This window comes from Leclercia sp. 29361, from assembly GCF_011290365.1.
GTDB classification, from domain to species: Bacteria; Pseudomonadota; Gammaproteobacteria; order Enterobacterales; family Enterobacteriaceae; genus Enterobacter; species Enterobacter tamurae.
On the sequence record NZ_CP049786.1, the window covers coordinates 3,384,154 to 3,406,114 of the forward strand.

Annotated in this window: 20 protein-coding genes and 1 tRNA gene; 7 read left to right on the plus strand and 14 right to left on the minus strand. The window is 54.2% G+C overall.

The annotated features are described in order from the left end of the window. The first annotated feature begins 147 nt into the window (after positions 1-147). Positions 148-2,151 carry a bifunctional tRNA (5-methylaminomethyl-2-thiouridine)(34)-methyltransferase MnmD/FAD-dependent 5-carboxymethylaminomethyl-2-thiouridine(34) oxidoreductase MnmC gene (mnmC, locus tag G7090_RS16155; RefSeq protein WP_207630077.1) on the plus strand — a complete coding sequence of 668 codons (2,004 nt, stop codon included), beginning with the start codon at positions 148-150 and terminating at the stop codon, positions 2,149-2,151. Positions 2,152-2,186: 35 nt separating this feature from the next. On the opposite strand, the gene G7090_RS16160 is transcribed toward mnmC, so the two are convergent. The 6 genes from G7090_RS16160 to prmB all read right to left on the minus strand — a co-directional run bounded on the left by G7090_RS16160 (position 2,187) and on the right by prmB (position 6,754). Beyond that, the gene (locus G7090_RS16160) at positions 2,187-2,465 is read right to left on the minus strand and encodes a YfcL family protein (RefSeq protein ID WP_106994715.1); all 279 of its coding nucleotides are present in this window, start codon (positions 2,463-2,465) and stop codon (positions 2,187-2,189) included. 13 nt (positions 2,466-2,478) lie between these two features. Continuing rightward, positions 2,479-3,024 carry an elongation factor P hydroxylase gene (locus G7090_RS16165; protein WP_106994714.1) on the minus strand — a complete coding sequence of 182 codons (546 nt, stop codon included), beginning with the start codon at positions 3,022-3,024 and terminating at the stop codon, positions 2,479-2,481. Next, entirely contained in the window at positions 3,024-3,833 is an 810-nt protein-coding gene (locus G7090_RS16170) for a sulfite exporter TauE/SafE family protein (protein WP_166185399.1), read from the minus strand. The genes G7090_RS16165 and G7090_RS16170 overlap by 1 nt, the downstream gene beginning before the upstream one ends. Next, the gene (mepA, locus tag G7090_RS16175) at positions 3,833-4,657 is read right to left on the minus strand and encodes a penicillin-insensitive murein endopeptidase (RefSeq protein WP_106994712.1); all 825 of its coding nucleotides are present in this window, start codon (positions 4,655-4,657) and stop codon (positions 3,833-3,835) included. Before mepA ends, G7090_RS16170 begins: the two co-directional genes overlap by 1 nt. A 2-nt stretch (positions 4,658-4,659) precedes the next feature. Next, on the minus strand, positions 4,660-5,745 hold the full coding sequence (gene aroC, locus G7090_RS16180) for a chorismate synthase (protein WP_106994711.1): 1,086 nt from the start codon (positions 5,743-5,745) through the stop codon (positions 4,660-4,662). 76 nt (positions 5,746-5,821) lie between these two features. Then, positions 5,822-6,754, minus strand: a complete 933-nt coding sequence (prmB, locus tag G7090_RS16185; RefSeq protein WP_106994710.1) for a 50S ribosomal protein L3 N(5)-glutamine methyltransferase — start codon at positions 6,752-6,754, stop codon at positions 5,822-5,824. A 157-nt stretch (positions 6,755-6,911) separates the two neighbouring features. Here prmB and smrB point away from each other — a divergent pair, with 157 nt between their 5' ends. Further along, positions 6,912-7,463, plus strand: coding sequence for an endonuclease SmrB (smrB, locus tag G7090_RS16190; protein WP_106994709.1), 552 nt, complete (start codon positions 6,912-6,914; stop codon positions 7,461-7,463). A gap of 45 nt (positions 7,464-7,508) precedes the next feature. Here smrB and sixA read toward each other — a convergent pair whose 3' ends face one another. From sixA to G7090_RS16210, 4 genes are all read right to left on the minus strand, one after another. Continuing rightward, positions 7,509-7,994, minus strand: coding sequence for a phosphohistidine phosphatase SixA (gene sixA / locus G7090_RS16195; protein ID WP_106994737.1), 486 nt, complete (start codon positions 7,992-7,994; stop codon positions 7,509-7,511). Positions 7,995-8,204: 210 nt separating this feature from the next. Beyond that, positions 8,205-10,352, minus strand: a complete 2,148-nt coding sequence (gene fadJ / locus G7090_RS16200; protein WP_166183084.1) for a fatty acid oxidation complex subunit alpha FadJ — start codon at positions 10,350-10,352, stop codon at positions 8,205-8,207. Beyond that, positions 10,352-11,662 carry an acetyl-CoA C-acyltransferase FadI gene (gene fadI / locus G7090_RS16205; RefSeq protein WP_106994707.1) on the minus strand — a complete coding sequence of 437 codons (1,311 nt, stop codon included), beginning with the start codon at positions 11,660-11,662 and terminating at the stop codon, positions 10,352-10,354. The genes fadJ and fadI overlap by 1 nt, the downstream gene beginning before the upstream one ends. A gap of 156 nt (positions 11,663-11,818) precedes the next feature. Then, positions 11,819-12,103: a YfcZ/YiiS family protein gene (locus tag G7090_RS16210; protein WP_106994706.1), complete on the minus strand. Its 285-nt coding sequence runs from the start codon at positions 12,101-12,103 to the stop codon at positions 11,819-11,821. A 371-nt stretch (positions 12,104-12,474) separates the two neighbouring features. Here G7090_RS16210 and fadL point away from each other — a divergent pair, with 371 nt between their 5' ends. Next, on the plus strand, positions 12,475-13,812 hold the full coding sequence (gene fadL, locus G7090_RS16215) for a long-chain fatty acid transporter FadL (RefSeq protein ID WP_166183086.1): 1,338 nt from the start codon (positions 12,475-12,477) through the stop codon (positions 13,810-13,812). A 47-nt stretch (positions 13,813-13,859) separates the two neighbouring features. On the opposite strand, the gene mlaA is transcribed toward fadL, so the two are convergent. Then, positions 13,860-14,612 (minus strand): phospholipid-binding lipoprotein MlaA, encoded by a 753-nt coding sequence (mlaA, locus tag G7090_RS16220; RefSeq protein WP_106994704.1) that lies wholly within the window; start codon positions 14,610-14,612, stop codon positions 13,860-13,862. A gap of 315 nt (positions 14,613-14,927) precedes the next feature. Here mlaA and G7090_RS16225 point away from each other — a divergent pair, with 315 nt between their 5' ends. The 3 genes from G7090_RS16225 (at position 14,928) to G7090_RS16235 (ending at position 17,353) form a co-directional block, all read left to right on the plus strand. Next, positions 14,928-15,869 carry a formate/nitrite transporter family protein gene (locus G7090_RS16225; RefSeq protein WP_166183088.1) on the plus strand — a complete coding sequence of 314 codons (942 nt, stop codon included), beginning with the start codon at positions 14,928-14,930 and terminating at the stop codon, positions 15,867-15,869. A 75-nt stretch (positions 15,870-15,944) separates the two neighbouring features. Next, positions 15,945-16,019: transfer RNA gene (locus G7090_RS16230), tRNA-Arg, on the plus strand. 164 nt (positions 16,020-16,183) lie between these two features. After that, positions 16,184-17,353 (plus strand): tyrosine-type recombinase/integrase, encoded by a 1,170-nt coding sequence (locus G7090_RS16235; RefSeq protein ID WP_166183090.1) that lies wholly within the window; start codon positions 16,184-16,186, stop codon positions 17,351-17,353. A 9-nt stretch (positions 17,354-17,362) separates the two neighbouring features. Here G7090_RS16235 and G7090_RS16240 read toward each other — a convergent pair whose 3' ends face one another. Then, entirely contained in the window at positions 17,363-17,680 is a 318-nt protein-coding gene (locus G7090_RS16240; RefSeq protein ID WP_166183092.1) for a hypothetical protein, read from the minus strand. Then, a complete protein-coding gene (locus tag G7090_RS16245) occupies positions 17,680-17,919 on the minus strand; it encodes a hypothetical protein (protein WP_166183095.1) in 240 nt (79 codons plus the stop codon). Before G7090_RS16245 ends, G7090_RS16240 begins: the two co-directional genes overlap by 1 nt. A 329-nt stretch (positions 17,920-18,248) precedes the next feature. Between G7090_RS16245 and G7090_RS16250 the strand changes: the two genes are divergently transcribed. Next, positions 18,249-19,667 carry a hypothetical protein gene (locus tag G7090_RS16250; RefSeq protein ID WP_166183098.1) on the plus strand — a complete coding sequence of 473 codons (1,419 nt, stop codon included), beginning with the start codon at positions 18,249-18,251 and terminating at the stop codon, positions 19,665-19,667. A 62-nt stretch (positions 19,668-19,729) separates the two neighbouring features. Here G7090_RS16250 and G7090_RS23670 read toward each other — a convergent pair whose 3' ends face one another. Then, a complete protein-coding gene (locus tag G7090_RS23670) occupies positions 19,730-21,943 on the minus strand; it encodes a hypothetical protein (protein WP_207630078.1) in 2,214 nt (737 codons plus the stop codon). Positions 21,944-21,961 lie beyond the last annotated feature (18 nt).

Below are 21,961 nucleotides of genomic sequence, written 5' to 3' on the forward strand. Positions count from 1 at the left end.
GTAAGTCGCACTATTTTAAGTTTCGAGTCGCACAATAGCGTACACTTGTACGCCGAACAAGTCCGATCAGCCAATTTCTGCGGAAATTTGCACCAACAGACGCACATCGTTAAGATCGCGGCACAGCCTGTCAGACGAGTAACTTACGTGAAACAAAACGCCATACAACCTGCCAACCTCGAATTCAACGCTGAGGGTACACCTGTTTCCCGAGATTTTGATGATGTCTACTTCTCTAATGATAACGGACTGGAAGAGACACGTTATGTTTTCCTCGATGGAAATCAGCTGAACGCCCGTTTTCCGGTACATCCCCGCGATCTGTTCGTGGTGGCGGAGAGCGGTTTTGGCACCGGTCTGAACTTTCTTACCCTCTGGCAGGCCTTCGATCGCTTCCGTGCGGCCCACCCTGAGGCTACGCTGCAAAGATTACATTTCATCAGTTTTGAGAAATTCCCGCTGGCCGCCGCCGATCTGCGTCTGGCCCATCAGCACTGGCCGGAATTAGCGCCCTGGGCTGAGCAGCTCCAGGCCCAGTGGCCGCTGCCCATCGCGGGCTGCCATCGTCTGCTGCTGGACGGCGGGCGCGTCACGCTCGATATCTGGCTCGGCGATATCAACGACCTCACTGATCGGCTCGATGACTCCCTTAACCAGCAGGTTGACGCCTGGTTCCTCGACGGCTTTGCGCCGGCCAAAAACCCGGATATGTGGAGCCCGCAGCTGTTTGCCGCGATGGCCCGCCTGGCCCGCCCCGGGGCAACGCTCGCCACCTTTACCTGCGCCGGATTTGTGCGTCGTGGCCTGCAGGAAGCCGGCTTCACCATGCAAAAAACCAAAGGCTTTGGCCGTAAGCGCCAAATGCTCGTCGGGATAATGGAGCAGGATCGCCCCTCCCCTGCCCGCACGCCGTGGTTTGCCCGCACCGCCAGCGACGGGCGGGAAACCGCCGTGGTGGGCGGTGGGATTGCCAGCGCCCTGCTGTCGCTGGCGCTGTTACGCCGTGGCTGGCAGGTGACGCTCTACTGCGCCGACGATGCCCCGGCAACGGGGGCCTCCGGTAATCGTCAGGGGGCGCTCTACCCTCTGCTGAGTGCCCAGGATACGGCGCTGAGCCAGTTTTTCCCGACGGCATTTACCTTTGCCCGTCGTCTGTACGATGCCCTGCCGGTGGCGTTTGATCATGCCTGGTGCGGCGTCACCCAGCTTGGCTGGGATGAGAAGAGTCAGCAAAAAATTAACCAGATGCTCCTTATGGGCCTGCCCGAGCAGATCGCCGTGACGGTCGACGCCCAACAGGTGGCAGAGAGCACCGGGGTGCCGACCGACTGCGGCGGGATCCAGTATCCGCTCGGCGGCTGGCTGTGCCCGGCGCAACTTACTGCCGCAGTCATCACTCTGGCGCAGACCCTCGGCCTGCAGGTGCACTATGGCCGCCAGGTTATGTCTCTGGAGCAGACCGATACGCAGTGGAAATTACACTTTGCCAGCGGTGAGCAGGCGCAGCACGGCAGCGTGGTGCTCGCAAACGGGCATGGCATCAACCAGTTCAGCCAGACCGCACCGCTGCCGGTTTATCCGGTGGGCGGACAGGTCAGCCATATCCCGGCGGCCCCGCAGCTGAGCCAGCTGCGTCAGGTGCTCTGCTACGACGGGTATCTGACCCCGCAAAACCCGACCAATGGCCAGCACTGTATCGGTGCCAGCTATCACCGTGGGCAGACCGAGCCGCAGTACAGCGACGAAGATCAGCAGCATAACCGTCAGCGGCTGATCGACTGTTTCCCCCAGGCGACATGGGCGCGTGAGGTGAATGTCAGCGCAGGAGAAGCGCGGAACGGTATTCGCTGCGCCACCCGGGATCATCTCCCGATGACCGGGGCGGTGCCGGACTATGACGCCACCCTGGCGGCGTATCAGGATTTAGTGAACAACAAAGACCAGGCGGTGAGTGCTCCTGAATTCCGCAATCTGTTTATGCTGGGCGGGCTGGGTTCACGCGGGCTCTGTACGGCGCCGCTGACGGCAGAAGTTCTTGCCGCGCAAATGAGTCACGAGCCGATCCCGCTAGATGCGCATACGCTGGCGGCGCTGAATCCGAACCGGTTATGGGTGAGGAAGTTGTTGAAGGGGAAGATGGTTAAAGCGTAGGCCCGGTAAGCGTAGCGCCACCGGGCGATTCCCGATTAGTTCAGGCTGGCTTTCTGAAACAAGGTTTCCCACATCCCCAGCACTAACGACTGGTCGCGCGGAGAGAGTTCGCCGGCCAGAATGGCTTTTTCCAGGCTACGGGATACTTCGGCGTGCACCGCCTGTGGTGAATGGTCGTCTCCGGCTTCCAGCTCGGCAACGGCCAGCGTCAGGTGCCCACGCAGATAACCGCTGGCAAACAGCTCATCATCACTGGCGTGCTCAACCATGTCATCAATTAACGCCAGAATGCGTGATTCAAATTCTGCGATCATCTTCTTTCCTCTATTAAAGATCTTCCGGCCACGGGAAGCATTCCGCCGTGATCTCCGGCGTGTGGTAATAATTCTGTAAAGCCTTGATCAAGCGCGCCGGACGTTCCGGGATGCCGTTCTCAAGATAGTCCATCACCTGCGCGTGAACGCGGCGCTGGAAGACAATACGATCTGGCTCGAAGTCGCCTTCGAGGTTGTCACAGCTGACGTTGAACGGGAACCCTGCCGCCACGCAGAACAACCATTCCAGCGCCTGGGGTTTCACTTCCACATCTTCAAACTGTCCCTGGGTCGCCGCGTCACGTCCGTCCGGGCAGTACCAGTAGCCAAAGTCCACCAGCTCGCGACGCGCTTTCCCGGCAATACACCAGTGCGATATTTCATGCAAACCGCTGGCATAAAAGCCGTGTGCAAAGACGATCCGGTTATACGGAAGCTCAGCATCTGCAGGAAGATAGATCGGTTCGTCGTCGCCTTTAATCAGACGGGTATTAAAATCATCAGCAAAACAGCCGTCGAATATCTCGATCAGCTGTTCATATTTATGCGTACTGTTCATTAGTTCATCCCCAACCAGTGGAGGATCTCCTGTCCGTGGCTGTCATAAAGAAGTTTGGCACTCATGACGGCCGAGACAATGACAATCATCGGACGGATGAGCTGTTGCCCTTTGCTTAATACCAGGCGCGATCCTACCCGTGCGCCCATAAACTGTCCGGCCATCATCACAAAGCCGGTTGCCCAGATCACCTTCCCGCCGATGATAAAGAGCAGCAGGCCGCCGAGGTTAGAAGTGGCGTTCAGCACCTTGGCGTGAGCGGTGGATTTGGCGAGGTTAAACCCGGCCAGGGTCACAAAGGCCAGGGCATAAAACGACCCGGCACCCGGGCCAAAAAAGCCATCATAGAAGCCGACGCAGCCACCCGCGATCAGGGCAAACGGCAGACCGTGCAGGCGGCGCTGGCGATCCTCTTCCCCGAGCTTTGGCATCAGCAAAAAGTAGAGACCAATACAGATGACGAGGATCGGCAAAATCTGGCGCAAGATGTCGGACTGCACATGCTGAACCAGCAGCGCCCCGGAGGTCGACCCGATAAAGGTCATCAGAATATTGAGCTTCTGATCGGCGAGGCTCACCACCTTACGGCGGATAAAATAGATCGACGCGGAGAGCGACCCACCGCAGGCCTGCAGCTTGTTGGTCGCCAACGCCTGGGCCGGGCTCATCCCCGCCGCCAGCAGCGCCGGAACGGTCAGTAACCCGCCGCCGCCGGCCAGGGCATCAATAAATCCGGCCAGCATGGCGATAAAAAACAGTGCCAGCAGCAGCAGCGGCGACACCATAAACAACTCGGTAAATTGGTCCATCACAGGGCATGCTCATCCAGTAGCGCCTGGCAGGAAGGCGGCAACGGCGGCGGTGTCTTCTTCACAGGCTTGGTGGGTCCAGGTTTCGCTGGCTCAAACCAGCTTTGTAATTCCGCGCCGCAGCCATCGCCTGGCGGCGGTAACGGCTGATCTTCACACTCAAGGCTGTTTGCCGGGCAACGCAGGCGGACGTGCATATGTGCCCGGTGCTGGAACCACGGCCGCACTTTGCGCAGCCAGTCGCGGTCGGTTCCGGCATCTTCACAGAGCTGCTGCTTGATGGCCGGGTTGACGAAGATGCGCGTCACCTCGTTATCTTCCGCCGCCAGCTTGATCATGCTGGAAACGTCCTGCGACCAGCGCGACGGCACCACACGCTTACCGTCGCTGGCGACCAGATCGAGCGCCTGCGGCTTCAGTAGCTGGGAGGATGACCAGCGCGTTTTTGGCAGCTGGAGGAAGATGTCGACATCCAGCCCGGTCTGATGGCTGGCGTGGCCGCTGTTGAAGCGTCCGCCCGCAGGCATGCCCATATCGCCAATCAGCATCGTGCCCAGCCCCAGGTTATGCACCTGATTGCCCAGTCGCTGAATAAACAGCACCAGATCCGGGTGGCCAAAGTAGCGGCGCTGATCGGTGCGCATCACCTGCCAGGTATCGGACTGCAGCGGCAGCGCCTGGGCACCGACGATACAGCCATTGGAAAAGGCGCCAATCGACTGGGCGCTCCCGGCAACCGGGTGAGTGATTTTCTGCCACGGCGTTGCCGCCAGCGAGGCCCCGCTGGCGAGCAGCGCCAGCAGAGCAATTGCGGTTTTTTTCATGGTTACCAGCGTGGAAGAGGAGTCGTCACATCCGCATTCTGCGCGCGCTGGCGCAGGAAGTGATCCATCAGCACGATCGCCAGCATCGCTTCTGCGATCGGCACAGCGCGGATCCCGACGCACGGATCGTGACGCCCTTTGGTGATCATCTCGACTTCTTCGCCCGCGCGGTTCAGGGTGCGCCCCGGTACGGTAATGCTGGAGGTCGGTTTCAGCGCGATATGGGTAACAATCTGCTGCCCGCTGCTGATCCCGCCGAGCACGCCGCCCGCGTGGTTGCTCTGGAAGCCCTCTTTCGTAATCTCATCCCGGTTCTCGCTGCCGCGCAGGGCCACAACGTCAAAACCGTCGCCAATCTCTACCCCTTTCACCGCGTTGATGCTCATCATCGCATGGGCGATATCGGCATCGAGGCGGTCAAAGACCGGCTCACCCCAGCCCGGCGGTACGCCGTCAGCCACCACCGTGACTTTAGCACCGATGGAGTCGCCCTCTTTCTTCAGGCCGCGCATCAGTTCATCCAGCGCCTCCAGCTTTGAGGCATCCGCGCAGAAGAATGGGTTCTGTTCGACCTGATCCCAGTCTTCGATCGCCAGCGGGATATCGCCCATCTGGGTCAGACAGCCGCGGATCACGATGCCAAATTTCTGCGCCAGATATTTTTTAGCGATAGCGCCTGCGGCAACCCGCATGGCGGTTTCACGGGCGGAAGAACGACCGCCGCCGCGATAGTCGCGGAAACCGTATTTTTGCTCGTAGGTGTAATCGGCATGGCCCGGACGGAACACGTCCTTGATGGCGCCGTAGTCCTGCGAACGCTGATCGGTATTCTCAATCAGCAGGCCAATGCTGGTGCCGGTGGTGCGTCCTTCGAAGACGCCTGACAGGATTTTGACTTGATCCGGCTCGCGGCGCTGGGTGGTGTAGCGCGATGTCCCGGGGCGGCGGCGGTCGAGATCGTGTTGTAAATCGGCCTCAGTCAGTTCGATGCCTGGCGGTACGCCATCAACGATGCAACCCAGCGCCAGACCATGCGACTCACCAAAGGTGGTCACGCGGAATAATTGTCCAATACTGTTTCCTGCCATCACGGCTCCGTTTTCGTTGTTCTGTGTTTGAGCTTTCTGTGTTTGCGCAATGTGAAACGGGCCGAAGCCCGTTGGATTAATCTTTATAGATGCTGAAGTGTTCGCGCGCGGCGAGAAGCTGCGCTTTGGTCAGCATGAAGACGCCGTCGCCACCGTTGTCGAACTCGAGCCAGGTGAACGGCACATCCGGATATTGCTCCATCAGATGTACCATGCTGTTACCCACTTCACAAATCAGAATGCCGTCGTCGGTCAGATAATCCGGCGCGCAGGCAAGAATGCGGCGGGTCAGCTTCAGGCCGTCAGAGCCGGACGCCAGACCCAGTTCAGGTTCGTGGCGATATTCGTTCGGCAGGTCGGACATATCTTCTGCGTCAACGTATGGCGGGTTGGTGACGATCAGGTCGTACTGCACTTTTGGCAAATCGCGGAACAGATCGGAACGGATCGGCGTTACGTGATGGATCAGGCCGTGCTCTTCAATATTGTGTTCCGCTACCGCCAGCGCATCAGAGGAGATGTCCACCGCGTCCACTTCCGCATCCGGGAAGGCGTAGGCGCAGGCAATGGCGATGCAGGCGCTGCCGGTACACATATCCAGAATGTGCTCCGGCTGATGGTCAATCAGACCGGCAAACTGGTTGTTGATCAGTTCACCGATCGGCGAGCGCGGCACCAGCACGCGTTCATCGACAAAGAACTCATGTCCGCAGAACCAGGCTTTATTGGTCAGGTAGGCGACCGGGATACGTTCGTTGACGCGGCGGATCACGCGCTCAACGATGCGGTGTTTCTCGCTGGAGGTCAGGCGCGCAGAGCGCATATCTTCCGGAATATCCAGCGGCAGATAGAGGGATGGCAGCACCAGCTGCACCGCCTCGTCCCACGGGTTATCGGTGCCGTGACCGTACCAGATATTGGCCGCGCTGAAACGGCTGACCGCCCAACGCAACATGTCCTGAATGGTTTGCAGCTCATTCACCGCTTCATCGACAAAAATTTTATCCACTATGTTCTCCAGGGCATGCTCGCTAAATTTTCGGCGGCTAGTGTGCCACGAAGACGGCGATAAATCAGCATTGTCGCTAACGCCTTGCGGGTAAAAAATGCGTTTTGCCGTGCGGCGAGTCAGGTACACTGTCGGAAATAAGAGATGAGACGGACCCATGAAAAAGAAAACATCGCTGAGCGAGGAGGATCAAACGCTGTTTCGTCAGCTGATGACCGGCACGCGTAAAATCAAGCAGGACACCATCGTCCACCCTCCGATACGCAAAAAAGTGAGTGAAGTACCGGTAAAACGGTTAATCCAGGAGCAGGCCGACGCCAGCCACTATTTTTCCGATGAGTTCCAGCCGCTGCTGAACACCGAGGGCGCGGTAAAATATGTGCGCGCGGATGTGAGCCATTTCGAGCTGAAAAAATTACGTCGCGGGGATTATTCGCCGGAGCTGTTTCTCGATCTGCACGGGTTGACCCAGATGCAGGCCAAGCAGGAGCTGGGAGCGTTGATTGCCGCCTGTCGCCGGGAACATCTGTTTTGCGCCTGCGTGATGCACGGTCATGGGAAGCATATTCTGAAGCAGCAAACGCCGCTGTGGCTTGCCCAGCATCCGCACGTGATGGCTTTTCATCAGGCACCCAAAGAGTACGGCGGAGATGCCGCCTTGCTGGTGCTGATTGAAGTTGAAGAGTGGCAACCGCCTGAGCTGCCCTGACAGGCAGGCGGGTGGCTGAGGCTACCCGCCTGGATGTGGTTTACGTCAGATAGCTTTCGCCATCTTCAGATTGCAGGGGCTCATCTGCCAGTTGAACACGCCGACACCCGTTTCATCGAGGGTGACATTGGCAATGGCAGAGGTACTGAACATCGGCGGCGTTTCGCCCGGGCAGAGTTCAGAGACCAGGTAGCCGACTAACGGCAGATGGGAAATCACCAGCGCAGAGGTAACGCCTTCACTGCTCAGGGCCTGAAGATAGGCACTGACCAGACCTACATCGCCACAAGGGGTAAGCTCTTGCAGGATATCGACGCCGGCAGGCAGGTTCATACACTCCCCCACCACGTCCAGTGTCTGTTCAGCACGCAGGAACGGGCTGACGAGGACACGTTCAATATCCACTTTTTGCCCTTTCAGCCAGGTTGCCATTTGACGGGACTCGTCACAGCCGCAAGGCGTCAGAGGACGAACAGAGTCACTGGCAGCATCGAGTGCCGCGTCACCGTGACGCATGATAAAAACTTGCATATTGCACCGCTTTTGTTGACCAGGATCACCGGTGTTAACACCCCGCGTGAACACATCACGAGGTAGAAAACCCGATGGCCGGGCATTGTGCCTGATCCATCCGTTGAATGAAACGCTGTTTTTTACCTCAACGGCGTAAGTATAGTCAATGTCAGTTTATAAATTAGACAGGACCAGACCCTTCAACGGCGGATTTACTCTTATTTGACCTTAATTTACCGGGTCAGTTTCCTTTGCTGGCCAAAATCGCAGCCCCTGATCCGCCATCTGCAATAATGTGTCACACGGTGTAAACCGCGGCCCATATTGCACAGCCAGTCGTTGTAAAATCGCAACAACTTCACCCGCGCCAATGCTATCCATATAGCGGAACGGGCCACCCAGGAAAGGTGGAAAACCAATGCCAAACACCGCGCCAATATCGCCGTCGCGAGCGTTTTTAATCACCCGCTCATCAAAGCAGCGCGCCGCCTCGTTGAGCATCATCATCACGCAGCGTTCTGCGCACTGTGTCGCAGATAATTTGCCCTCGCCGGTGGGCTTAATAAGCCCATAAATCGCCGGGTCTACCTGCTTCTTGCTTTTACGCCCTTTTGGATCGTAAAGATAGAAACCACGTCCATTTTTTCTGCCTTTGCGATCGTCATTCAAAATTGCAGAAACAATGTTTGCAGGGGCGCTAAATCGTTCCCCGTAAGCACTTTCCAGCACAGGTATAATTTTAGTGCCGGTATCGATTCCCACCTCATCCAAAAGTTGGATTGGCCCAACGGGGAAACCAAACTTCACCAGCGCATTATCAATGTGATCAACCTTTTCCCCTTCGATCAGCAGGCGCATGGCTTCGTTGATGTAAGGGGCCAGAATACGGTTAACGTAGAACCCGGCTTTATCCGCCACTACAATCGGCGTTTTACCCTGCATTTTCGCCAGCTTTACAATAGTAGCGACGGTCTGCGGGCTGGTGTCGGCGTGAGGAATCACTTCCACCAGCGGCATTTTTTCAACCGGGCTAAAGAAATGCAGCCCGATCACCTGTTCAGGACGCGCGGCCTGGGCCGCAATATCGCCAATTGGCAGCGATGAGGTGTTAGAAGCAAAGATAGTATGCGGCGCGCAATGCGCTTCGACCTCGGCCACCATCTGCTGTTTCAGGGCCAGATCTTCAAATACCGCCTCAATCACCACATCGCGATGGCGGAATCCGCTGTAATCCGTGGTACCGGAGATCAGCGCCAGCTGGCGATCGCGCTCACTGGCTTTGATATGGCGGCGTTTGACCTTCTTATCAAGCAGCTGCCAGCTGTACTGCAGGGCGTGGTTGATCCCTTTCGGATTGATGTCTTTGATCCGCACCGGTAATTTGCCCTTGCTGGCGGTCACGAAGGCGATACCGCCTCCCATCAGCCCGCCACCCAGCACGCCGATGGCCTCAAGCGGTGCAGGCTCCGCCTCGCTACCGGGATCTTTTTTTACCTCGGTGCTGGCAAAGAAAATGCTGCGCAGCGCCTGCGACTGCGGGGTCATCGCCAGCTCACCAAAGGCTTTAGCTTCTGCGGCATAGCCGCTGCTGCTGCCCTGGGTCAGACCAATATGGATAACCTCGAGAATGCGTTTTGCCGCCGGGTAATTTCCCTGGGTTTTTTGTTCGGTTTTGTTCGCCACCATTCTGAACAGCAGCGTCCGGCCCAGCGGACCTGCCAGCACGCGCTCGCGTACCGGCAAGCGACGCCCGGCCGGTTTGTCTTTCAGGGCCAGCGCAACCGCGGATTCAAGCAAAATCGACGGCGGAACAACCTCATCCACCAGCCCGACCTTCAGGGCCTGACGCGGACGCAGCTGTTTGCCGGTGAGGATCATCTCCAGCGCCGTGCTGACACCCACCAGCCGCGGCAGACGCTGGGTGCCGCCCGAGCCGGGCAGCAAGCCGAGCTGCACTTCCGGCAGGCCCAGCACCGTTTTGCCGTCGTCGGTACAGATCCGCCCGTGACAGGCCAGCGCCAGCTCCAGACCGCCGCCGAGGCAGGCGCCGTGGATCGCCGCAATCACCGGGATCGGCAGGGCATGAATTTCAGCCATGATCTGCTGCCCCTGACGGGCCAGATCTTCCGCTTCCTGGGCGCTGCTCGCGCGGGCAATCATGTTGATATCGGCCCCGGCAATAAAGTTGTCCGGCTTGGCCGAGATAAATACCAGCCCGCGAAGCGTTTTGTTTTCACGCACCTGCTTGAGGATAGCGCGCACCTGACCGCCAAATTCGGCTTTCAGGGTATTCATCTTTTCGCCTGGTGCATCGATGGTGACTACCGCCACGTTGTCCAGTCGCACATGCAGGGTAAACGCTGTTGTCATCTCCATTATTCCGCCTCCAGAACCATTGCGGCACCCAGGCCACCCGCCGCGCAGGCGGTTACCAGGCCAAACCCACCGCCGCGACGGCGTAACTCATGCAGCGTCTGGGTGATCATCCTCGCCCCGGTCGCCGCAAAGGGGTGACCGTAGGCAATAGAGCCGCCCAGCACGTTAAATTTGCTCTCATCGACTTCGCCCGTCGCGTGGGCCCGGCCTAACACATCCCGGGCAAAGCGTTCGCTGGCCAGCAGTTGCAGGTTGGCCAGGGTCTGGGCGGCAAAGGCTTCATGCATGTCGATAAGCGTCAGGTCGGCCATCGTCAGCCCGGCACGCTCCAGCGCCAACGGCGTGGACCAGGCTGGCCCCAGGAGCATGTCCTGCCAGACATCAATGGCGGTAAAGGCATAGCTGCGCAGATAACCGAGCGGAGTCAGGCCCAGCTCTTTAGCGCGGGATTCGGTCATCAGGATCACCGCCGCCGCGCCGTCGGTTAACGGCGTACTGTTGGCAGCGGTCACGGTGCCGTGCTTGCGATCGAAAGCCGGGCGCAGTTTTGCGTAATCCGCCAGCGTTGAGGTGCCGCGGATATTGTTGTCTTCACTGAGCGGCTCGCGGTATGGCGGGGTGTAGGCGGTCATCACCTCTCCCGCCAGCTTGCCTTCGGCCCAGGCCTGAGCGGCGCGCTGATGTGAGCGGTGTGCCAGCGCATCCTGCTGTTCGCGGGTGATGCCGTAGGTCTTCGCCATCTGTTCGGCGGTGTCGCCCATCCGCAGGCCGGTGGAGTACTCGGCGACGGCAGGCGGCACAGGGAGCAGATCGCGCAAGCGCAGGCGCGAGAAAAGCGATAAGCGCTGCCCGGTGGTGCGGGCTTTGTTGACGTCCACCAGCACGCGGGCCAGTTTTTTGCTGACGCCTATGGGTAATACGGATGAGGAGTCGGCCCCGCCGGCGATCCCGGCGCGAATGGTACCTGTTATCAGGCTTTCCGCGACGTTCGCCACCGCCTGAAAGCTGGTGGCGCAGGCACGGCTGACGCTGTAGGCATCGGTATGGACATTCATTCCGGTACCCAGCACGATTTCACGGGCGATATTGGGCGCTTCCGGCATTTGCACCACCTGGCCAAAGACCAGCTGTTCAATCACCTCGGGCGGTATTTCGCTGCGAGCCAGTAACTCCCCTACGACCATTTTTCCCAGATCGACTGCAGGTATGCCATGAAAAGCCGTCGCCTGACGGGCAAATGGCGTGCGTAATCCACTGACAATGGCAATGCGATCCCCCTGACGGGTGATTAGCGGTAATGCCTGACTCATAACGCTCCCCTGTGACTAACAAATACGCAAAGTGGTCTGACCTGATAACAGTCTTAACCAAATTTTTACATTAGCCAATCGGGGAGAAGAAAAATTGCGAGCGAAGCCACAGAGCACAAACGAAACGCCCCCATGAATAGAGGCGTTGAAGGGAAATTAACGCAGACCGAGCTGGAAAATCAGGGACTCAGCTTCGCAGCTGAACACGAAGTCGATGTCCAGGCGCACCCCGCCGTCCACTTCGGTGAAGGTGGAAGAGATGTCGCACGGTTCAGACTCCACGCCGCGTGCTTTCGCGGTGAGGGCTGCCAGCGTCTCTTCGGCTTCAGCACGGCTGGCGAAGACACGGCTGTAAGAGGCGGTGCAATCCGTGTTATCCACGATGGTACCCACATCCATACAGCAGCAAACCGGGGTTTCATCAGCACTGCATTTACTCATAGTAGATTTCCTCTGTAGTCGCGCACGGCGCGAAATAGACACAATGCTGATATTTTACGCCCCGCCCGGGAGGGGCTCCAGTCGTTAATGGCGTAAACGCGGGTAAGTGAGCAATATCACACGTAAAAATGATCTAAAACAAAAATCACCCGTTCGGAGTAAGCGAACTGGTCACAATTTTGCCAACCAGATCCCGTTTCGAAAAACATATCAGTAAATATTAATAAACACACTTGCAACATTCTATCTGGTCAGACCTATACTCTCGCCACTGGTCTGATTTCTAAGTGTTACCACAGACCCTACACTTCGCGCTCCTGTTACGGTGTGTAACAAATATTGAATAAAAATAACTCAATGAGGTTATGGTCATGAGCCAGAAAACCCTGTTCAAAAAAACTGCGCTCGCAATCGCAGTGGCAATCGTCTCCACCTCCGCCTGGTCAGCGGGCTTTCAGCTTAACGAGTTCTCCTCCTCAGGGCTGGGCCGCGCCTATTCCGGGGAAGGTGCCATCGCTGATGACGCAGGGAACGCGAGCCGTAACCCGGCGCTGATCACCATGTTCGATCGCCCGACTTTCTCTATCGGTGCCGTTTATATCGATCCTGATGTGAACGTCACGGGTAACTCCGCCTTAACAGGACAAAGTGCAAACCAGGACAACATCGCGCCTACTGCATGGGTGCCTAACGTGCACTTTGTTATGCCAATCAACGACCAGTTTGGTTGGGGTGCGTCTGTTACCTCCAACTACGGTCTGGCAACCGAATTTAACGATAGCTACGGGGCAGGTATCTATGGCGGTAAAACCGATCTGGAAACCCTCAACCTGAACCTGAGCGGGGCTTATCGTCTCGACAACAACTGGAGCTTTGGCGTGGGCTTTGATGCCGTTTACGCGAGAGCCAAAATTGAGCGTTATGCCGGTTCGCTGGGTCCATTGCTGTCACGTCAGCTGACCGGCCGTGTACCGCCGTCCTACCTGAATGGTATCAACGAACCTGACGATCAGATTGCCTACCTGAAAGGCGACGAATGGGGCTTCGGCTGGAACGCCGGTATCCTGTACGAGCTGGATAAAAATAACCGCTGGGGTCTGACCTACCGTTCAGAAGTGAAAATCGACTTCGAGGGCGATTATAAGAGCTCCATCAACCCGGCTCTGAACAGCATCCTGGGCAGTATGGGTCTTCCGTCAGGCACTGGTGGTCGCACCGAGAGTGGTTCTCTGTCGCTGCATCTGCCAGAAATGTGGGAAGTCTCCGGGTATAACTTGGTGGCGCCACAGTGGGCTGTCCACTACAGCCTGACCTACACCAGCTGGAGCCAGTTCCAGGAGCTGAAGGCCACCGGCAGCAACGATCAAACCCTGTTCTATAAAGAAGAAAGCTTTAAGGACGCGTACCGTATTGCGCTGGGTACCACCTACTACTACGACAAGAACTGGACCTTCCGCACCGGTATCGCCTTTGATGACAGCCCGGTTCCGGCCAACAAGCGTTCTATCTCTATTCCGGATCAGGACCGTCTGTGGCTGAGCGCCGGTATGTCCTACGCCTTTAACGATGATGCCTCTATCGACGTTGGCGCATCTTACATGCATGGTCAGAAAGTGAGCTTCACCGAGGGCGAAGGCGCAGCGGCGTATAACTTCACTTCCGAAGGTAAGGCGTGGCTGTTCGGGACCAACTTTAACTACGCGTTCTAATTAGGTAGCGATAAAAAAAGGTGAGCCTCGTGCTCACCTTTTCTTTTTTATTCCGCATCAATCTCGGAGAGTTCATTCTCGATCGCTTTCGCGTTCGGGTTATCTTCCGGTTTCAGCTTGCCGCCGTTAGCAATAAAGTCATGGTTCTGGAAGTAAGCTTCACGCACCATGAGGTACGGATCGGAGGACTGACGCAGCAGGCCGTCGGAATCCAGCAGCTGTGCGCGCGTCTCCACCCCTTCCAACGTCCATTTACCTACCGACAGCGGCCAGGTTAGCCATGACAGCACCGGATAAAGGGTATCCACCGCATCACCACCGTCTTCACGCAGGGTGAAGCTGCCGTAGAACGGTAAATGGACATACGGGCCGTAACCTACATTGTAATGACCCAGGGTACTACCGAAACGGTGGGGCTGCTCGCGTTGCAGCTTCGGATTCGCCATTCCGGCAACATCAATAAAGCCACCCATCCCTAACAGGGTATTCAGGAAGAAGCGGGTGAAGTGGACCATCCCCTGATAGGGATTGCCCTGCAGGAAGTAGTTCGCCATCACCGCAGGCTCTTCAAGGTTGCTGGTGAAGTTGCTCAGCCCGTTACGGGCAGGTTGTGGAACATAGTCACGCCATGCCACCGCAACCGGACGCACCACATAGGGATCCAGCACGTTGTAGTTGAAGTTATACATGGAGCGGTTGAATCCTTCCAAAGGATCGGAGCGCCCCTGTTGCTCGCCAGAACTGGCGCAGCCCATCAGCAACGTGGTGCCCAGCGCAACCACCGACAGCCGAAGTTTCATATCTTTCTCCCTGTTAAGTATGGCTATCACCAAAAGCCATCCGTACTGGCGCTTTCGCGCTCCGTCTGTAAATGTGCAAGTGATTGTATCAGCACGCTTACTGATGTCTACGACCACAAATCGGGGCAATAAAGCACCTTCTTTATGATCTCAGAATAGCCTGGCTTTACGTTTTCGTTAGGCTGGCAATTTTATACGGCCTTAGCCGGGGATGTATCGCGTTTATTGCCATAACAGGAATTTAAGAGCATACCCACGGGCGATGAGATAAAAACCGCTACGCTTATGGGTATCAGTCACATCAGGAGCACCACAATGGACGAACTCAAAGAAGAGAAATTAGACAAACACACTGAAGAGCTGGAAGTTGAAAGCGAGGAGAACCGCCGGGGAAAGAAGATTGAGGTCGATGAGGACCACCTCCCCTCCCGCGCCATGGCCATCCACGAACATATTCGCCAGGACGGTGAAAAAGAGCTGGAACGCGATGCCATGGCTCTGCTGTGGTCGGCTATCGCCGCCGGGTTATCAATGAGCGCCTCTTTTCTGGCCAAAGGGATTTTTCACGTTCAGTTTGAAGGCATCCCCGGCGGGATGGTACTGGAAAACCTCGGCTATACCTTTGGCTTTATTATCGTGATTATGGCGCGCCAACAGCTGTTTACCGAGAATACCGTCACCGCGGTACTGCCGGTGATGCAGAGCCCGACATGGGGCAATTTCGGCCTGCTGATGCGCCTGTGGAGCGTGGTGTTATTCGGTAATATTATCGGTACCGGCGTGGCGGCATGGGCGTTTGAATATATGCCGATATTTGACGAGGCCACCCGCGACGCGTTTGTGAAAATCGGCACCGGGGTGATGGAAAATAGCCCTCTCGAAATGTTCTCTAACGCCATCATCTCCGGCTGGATCGTCGCCACCATGGTGTGGATGTTCCCTTCTGCCGGATCGGCCAAAATCGTGGTTATTATTCTGATGACCTGGCTTATCGCCCTGGCCGATACCACCCATATCGTGGTGGGCACGGTGGAGATTTTATATCTGGTCTTTAACGGCACCATCCACTGGAGCGAGTTCTTCTGGCCCTTCGCGATCCCTACCCTGGCAGGCAATATCTGCGGCGGCACCTTTATTTTTGCCCTGCTGAGCCATGCGCAAATCCGTAACGATATGTCGAATAAGCGCAAAGCCGAGATCAAAGCCAAAGAGCAGGCCCGGCAGGAGGAAGCGGAAGAGAATAAAAATTCGGCCTGAATGGCGACACTTTAAGCAGTCAGGCGGTGGCGAGCTTAACGCCTTGTATAAATGGCGTTATACTCGTGCCGCTTTGTCCCCTTAGTTAAATGGATATAACGAGCCCCTCCTAAGGGCTAGTTGCAGGTTCGATTCCTGCAGGGGACACCACTTCGACCAGAACCAGCCTCCACCCTCACGAACGAAATCGACCAAAACCCCCACCATACAAACAATCCATACACAACCGACCAGAACGAACCGGAATTGACTACCACAATATTTTGCGGGCATATTGTGGGCACACTGTAAAATGACCACGGATTTATGCCCGCATGCTTACCGTTAAGCAGATCGACGCCGCCAAACCTACCGACAAGTCTTTTCGCCTTGCTGACTCCGGCGGCCTGTTTTTGTTCGTCCCACCGTCGGGCAAAAAGGTCTGGCGAATGCGGTACCGGTTCGACGGGAAAGAGAAGACGCTGGTAATCGGCCCTTACCCGGAGATCACTCTCACCGAAGCCAGGGCAAAACAGTCTGAAGCAAAAATGAAGCTGCTTAACGGGGTGGACCCTGCCGAGCAGAAGCAGGCTATAAAGAAGAAAGAGAAAGAGGCTGTCGCGGATTCGTTCGGGGATATCTTCAGGGAGTGGCACGCCCACAAATCAAAGGTATGGTCGAAAGGCTATGCAGATGAAATGCTGAGGATGTTTGATGATGACGTGCTGCCGATAATCGGTCATTTACGTATGGATGATGTGGAGCCGATGGTTTTACTGAAGGTGATCCGGAACTTCGAGGACAGAGGAGCGATGGAGCGCGCGGACAAAGCGCGGCGCAGATGCGGTGAGGTGTTCAGCTATGCAATTGTCACTGGTCGGGCAAAATACAATCCCTCAAGAGACCTCGCAGGAGCCATGCGTGGTTACAGAAAAGAGAACTACCCTTTCCTTCCCATGCACCGCATACACGAGTTCCAGCGGGCAATGAATGCCTATGGCGGGTGGATTGTTATAAAGATAGCTTCTCAGGTGCTGCACTATACAGCCATGCGTACCGTCGAACTCCGCTCGCTGGCATGGACAGGAATTGATTTTGAAAACAGGCTAATCAGCGTGGACCCGTCAGTGATGAAGGGTAGAAAGATGCACGTTGTGCCGATGTCAGATCAGGTTGTGGAACTCTTCCGCTTCCTGAAACAGGTAACCGGTCAGTATGAGCTTTGTTTCCCCGGGAGAACCGACAGGAAGAAGCCTATCAGCGAAAACTCCGTCCTTGGCCTTATCCGCAACATTGGCTATGAGGGCCAGACAAGCGGCCACGGATTCCGCCATCAGTTCAGCACCGTGCTGAATGAGAAGCACTGGAACAGTGACGCTATAGAAATGCAGCTGGCCCACGTAAGCGGAGGCACGCGCTCTGTTTACAACCATGCCGCATATCTCGATACCCGTCGTGAGATGATGCAGTACTGGGCTGACTGGCTTGATGAAAAGGTGGCGTAATGCCACCAATCACACCACCCTGTCGTCTTCGATCGCACTGTTGATGAAGTACGTCACTCGCCCCATCACTTCTACCTCTTCCGCAGCAGATCCCTCTATCGCTTCACCGTCATCCGTGATTAATGCCCTGCCCATGACCCGGGCAAACTGAGTTCGGCCGCCTGACAAAATCAGCAGAACTTGATTCTGTACCAGCCTGGTACACGGTTCGATAACGGCAAAGCCAGACGAGGTTTCCAGGATGCGGCTGTCGATGCCGATCCCGCAGATAGTCTCAGGTGACAACCTGCTCTCTACGTAATCGTTAGCTGGGGATGCGAAGGCCATCAGAGAACCCTCCCCATCGTACAAAGCATCCATATCCGATTCTGGCTGTCGTCCGGCGTCTTGTCGACGAAGAAGGTCTGATAAAACTCAATCCACTCATTGGCATCTTTCTGGCTGAAATGCCAGTTTCTGGCACGCAGCTCACGGATGAAGTCGTTCGTGTGAAGGCACTGATAACCTTTCGGGTTTTGCTGTATTGCGGCCACAAATGCGGCGTGAATGTCGTGACGGCGGGGCATGACCTGCACTCCTTTACTGTTTTTATATACAGTAGATTTAAAGAGAGTGCAGATCAATGCGGTGACGCCTATCAATCAGTTCAGCAGAAAACTTTACGTAGTCCATCAGGTAGGTTACGTACCCGCTATGTAAACATTGACGCCTGACAAAATCGCCTACCATCTGTGAGTGATCTCTGTAACATTATTGTTTGGGTAATGATAAGCGAGATTGTTTTCACAACTAACTCTGTTAAACTCTATGAAAATAAAATCATAAAGAATTTTATTATTTTACCGATAAACATCAACAAGTTCATATTAATAAAAGTATTTACGGAATTATTTAAATGAAAATTTTGATTCTAGGTACCTCAAATTCAATTTTAAACAACGGGTGGAGTTTTGGGTTAAAGGCCGCGCTTGAAGGTCACGAAGTAACAAGTATGTGTGTCGGGGCATCTCCGGGAATACAATTTGCTGACAAAATGTCATTGAACTTCGCAGATTACGACTATGTTTTCTTTGATTCAATACCTAATGATGAAGAATATGCGAGAAATGCCAAAGGGTATGCCTTCAATGAAAAAAATGAAAAAGTCATGGAAGAGATATATTCCACTATTTCATCTCAAACTAATTTAGTTATATTGGGGTTTTGTAACAGATGGGCATTCCTTGAGGAGTCGATGGTTTATAAGTCGAGAAAAAATATTGCACAGGCTATCGGGTGTCAGTTCGTAGATATTAAAACATTGCTCAAGGTTCATTTGAATGAAAACTCAGTGAATTCGTTGTATGAGTCTCACCAGGCCCATCCGAAAAGAGCGCTATCCTACGAGATAGGAGTGGTTATTGGAAATGAAATACTAAATCATTTCAATCAATTCAACCATGACTGTCATGATTATTCAGCTAATTTCACTGTCCAGACCGCGCATCATTTCAGTGAAAATGTTATCAGGCTTGAGAATTCATTATTATCAATGGATGTTGTGGAAGTTCATCAGGATGCACCCTTTGAAACTGACAGTACTCATTCATGCCTTGGGGTATATATCAATGCGTATGCTACCAACTGCATTTTGAGTTATGAGGATGATTATAGTTTGCAGAATGATGTGCGCTTGACCTATAACCAGAATCATGAAGATGGCAAATTCCTGAAGGTTTTCGTCCCCTTTCATAGCGCCCCTAAAATAAAAAAATTAGCTCTAATAAAAGAGTCGGGGGGAGCAAATTTATATCACCCAGTAATGACTCACGACCACAAAGAATTATCGCATAGAATGCAACTATCAAGCGTTTTATATTGGGATGGCGGCGTTGCTAGCGAAATCCAAAATGCAACGCATAAAATTAATTCATTATCTTTGAGCCATACTATTGCGCATAAACTGCTTGAGAAAAAAACACAATCCAAAATTAAAAATAAAAGCATCAGTGGAATCAAAACACATCATAACTCTTATATCCTTTTCGATAGAAATAAAAACCATGCTATTCACGGCAGCATGAGCATTGTTAGCGATTCGGTAGTCCCTGTGGTCCTGGTGAGATTAGGTGACTCATATGCTACAGCTATAGCTTATAAGCATGGGTTAGAAGTAATTGACATATTTGAAGGATCAAATATTTCCTTGTTGAAGGAACAGGATAAAATTACTTTTTCAAAGGATGGGAAGTTTTTATGCGCAGAAAAATATGGAGCGCTTACATTTTCCAGGAGTAAGGCAATGGAGTGGGAGTGCTTTACTCCCACTCAGTGAGCCTAACAGCGCGCCTTGTCAGATTAATAACGGAGCAAGTTAATAACTCTACTGGCAGTAAATCATGACAGAGACTTTGTCTTGGTAACTATAAAATCGATTGGAGAGCCGGCGACTATGTCTGCCGGCACTGCACCAGTAAGAGTGATAGTCAATCCTGAAACTGCGCTTACCTGAGTTGTGAGGTTGTCTGTTCCTGACGTATAAACAACATATGCAGAGGTGGCTTGGTCAAAGTATTGCACTGAGGCTTCCGCCACGGTAATCACATTACCCGCCACGCTTTTAACCAGATAACGCTGACGGAGAAGATTCACCTTCATCTCCGTCATATCATTTTTATAGCATGGAACACCCTCAGCAATGTTGGCCATGTTGATGTCTGAGGCATTGAAATAACTCATTGCGCTTTTCTTTACGACTGGAACAATACCGAATGCTTTCCGGTTTCCGCTGGTTGATTCTTTATAGAATCTGGCGGTGATCCGCAAGTATTTGAACAGTTGTCCCACGGTAGACGCGCCGAAGTTCATCTGCATCCTGACCGCAGAAATTCCAGAACCGATACCTATAAACATCTGCCTTGAGTTTGAACTGAGAGAGTAATACCCATCAGCAGCCCAGGTCTTACCAGGCATTGTTAACGCGTTGGGGTCTGATGGCTCTGTCTGGATCAGTTTGCCTGCCATGTCATACAGGTAGATGACCGGACGGAACAGCGCTACGTCAGAATAAACCATAAACATATCGCCGTTCCTTACCGGGATTTTACGGTCATCCATTAATAACCGCCCAAAGTTGCCAAGACATTTAAAGCGCCCGTCCACCAGGTGTTGAACGAAGCGCACGCCATGCAGATCCGTGTTGAAGGAAAACGCCCCGGTCAGCCCAGCATTAAGAGAGGAAACAAATGGTGTAGCTTCAGATAAAGCGAATACCGTTACTTCGTCTGCATACTCGTCCTGCGCATGGAATACGGCATTGCCGCGGCCAAGGTCGTTTACAGTCACCAGGTTATTTGGGTTATATGGTTCATTGCCATATCCGGGTGTGGATTTCCACGTCGCCTCGATTATGTTGTTCCATGTTTCAGCACCAAAATTGATGTTCAGTGTTTCGGACGGATTGGTGCCTACCCTTTCGAATCGGAATCCATGCAGATAATTACTGCTTCCCACTGGCATATCAATGATGCCTGCACCTTCCATGGTGCCGTGATGGAAGTGGTTATGGTTATGCTGATAAGACCCATCTACAAAGAGGATTTTATTGGTCCTGTTCAGGTAGAAAATATTTTCATTTATCCATCCCGCGTTCATGCCATAAAGCTGGATAGTATCGACCTTCTTTAATGTCAGCGTGCTATACCCGCATGAGTAATCCGTTAACTTCACAGTTGGTGCGTCATCTGCATACAGTTGCAAATAATCACAGCGCTCTACGGAGATATTCTGACCCTTTACTCCTATGCCGCGCATGTCGGGATTGGCAAGGCCTGCCGTCCCGGTTACTCGAATCACCGTCCCGAAAGACTGAGAAGGGTTATTTGGGTTGCTTGAGTTTCCGCCGAAAATAATACCGATACCGGAGTGGTTGATGTATATCGTGGCGTCGTTATCGAGCACGTTCACACCGCGTAAATCGATGGTTTGCGTGAGGCGATAACCGTTCAATGCTTTCGGAATACTCATCGCTTTGCCAGTTGATAAACATTCAGCAGCTGTCGCCAAAAATGCGGATGTGGAGTCTGTGCCGTCCAGGCCATTGGTACTGTCGGCCTTCGCTTCCTTATCAAGGACGCAAATCACATCAGCGTTCTTGTCAGCTTGTGTTCTCCCGATAGCGACTCCTACCAGGCTGGCTCCCGTAGGTTTAGCTAAGTCTTTGCGGAGAACATCAGCTACATCAACCGGTTGCCACTTTCCTTCACCAGTACCACCGGATGACGCTGGCGTTGAACCCGGCAGCACCGTTTTTGGCAGCGTTTCAAGGTCGTCCCAGCGATACCAAATGTTGGTGCTTTCATCTTGTAAAAGCTCGCCGGCGGAAGCAACCGTTCCCCCTCCCTGGAAGGATCCAGCAAGACTCCATCCGAGGTTGTAGATCTGCTGCAAAACCAGCTGCTTCAGACCTTCAATTGTGTAATGCCTATTACCGAACCGGTCGAGATACTGCTGCGCAAAGGAGGTAACAAACTCGTCGATTTTCCCGGCGTTAAATTTCAGGTCGCGCGGCGTTTCACTCGGCACTGGCAGATTTGTAGGTTGAGTGGCCATATATTTTCCATAAAAAAA

Coding starts and splice junctions, on each gene's coding strand:
- aroC (WP_106994711.1), bottom strand. CDS start 5,745: ATGGCAGGAAACAGTATTGGACAATTATTCCGCGTGACCACCTTTGGT.
- G7090_RS16160 (WP_106994715.1), bottom strand. CDS start 2,465: ATGATCGCAGAATTTGAATCACGCATTCTGGCGTTAATTGATGACATG.
- G7090_RS16250 (WP_166183098.1), top strand. CDS start 18,249: ATGAAAATTTTGATTCTAGGTACCTCAAATTCAATTTTAAACAACGGG.
- G7090_RS23670 (WP_207630078.1), bottom strand. CDS start 21,943: ATGGCCACTCAACCTACAAATCTGCCAGTGCCGAGTGAAACGCCGCGC.
- G7090_RS16165 (WP_106994714.1), bottom strand. CDS start 3,024: ATGAACAGTACGCATAAATATGAACAGCTGATCGAGATATTCGACGGC.
- fadI (WP_106994707.1), bottom strand. CDS start 11,662: ATGAGTCAGGCATTACCGCTAATCACCCGTCAGGGGGATCGCATTGCC.
- G7090_RS16225 (WP_166183088.1), top strand. CDS start 14,928: ATGGACGAACTCAAAGAAGAGAAATTAGACAAACACACTGAAGAGCTG.
- smrB (WP_106994709.1), top strand. CDS start 6,912: ATGAAAAAGAAAACATCGCTGAGCGAGGAGGATCAAACGCTGTTTCGT.
- sixA (WP_106994737.1), bottom strand. CDS start 7,994: ATGCAAGTTTTTATCATGCGTCACGGTGACGCGGCACTCGATGCTGCC.
- mepA (WP_106994712.1), bottom strand. CDS start 4,657: ATGAAAAAAACCGCAATTGCTCTGCTGGCGCTGCTCGCCAGCGGGGCC.
- G7090_RS16245 (WP_166183095.1), bottom strand. CDS start 17,919: ATGCCCCGCCGTCACGACATTCACGCCGCATTTGTGGCCGCAATACAG.
- G7090_RS16235 (WP_166183090.1), top strand. CDS start 16,184: ATGCTTACCGTTAAGCAGATCGACGCCGCCAAACCTACCGACAAGTCT.
- fadJ (WP_166183084.1), bottom strand. CDS start 10,352: ATGGAGATGACAACAGCGTTTACCCTGCATGTGCGACTGGACAACGTG.
- G7090_RS16170 (WP_166185399.1), bottom strand. CDS start 3,833: ATGGACCAATTTACCGAGTTGTTTATGGTGTCGCCGCTGCTGCTGCTG.
- G7090_RS16240 (WP_166183092.1), bottom strand. CDS start 17,680: ATGGCCTTCGCATCCCCAGCTAACGATTACGTAGAGAGCAGGTTGTCA.
- fadL (WP_166183086.1), top strand. CDS start 12,475: ATGAGCCAGAAAACCCTGTTCAAAAAAACTGCGCTCGCAATCGCAGTG.
- G7090_RS16210 (WP_106994706.1), bottom strand. CDS start 12,103: ATGAGTAAATGCAGTGCTGATGAAACCCCGGTTTGCTGCTGTATGGAT.
- mlaA (WP_106994704.1), bottom strand. CDS start 14,612: ATGAAACTTCGGCTGTCGGTGGTTGCGCTGGGCACCACGTTGCTGATG.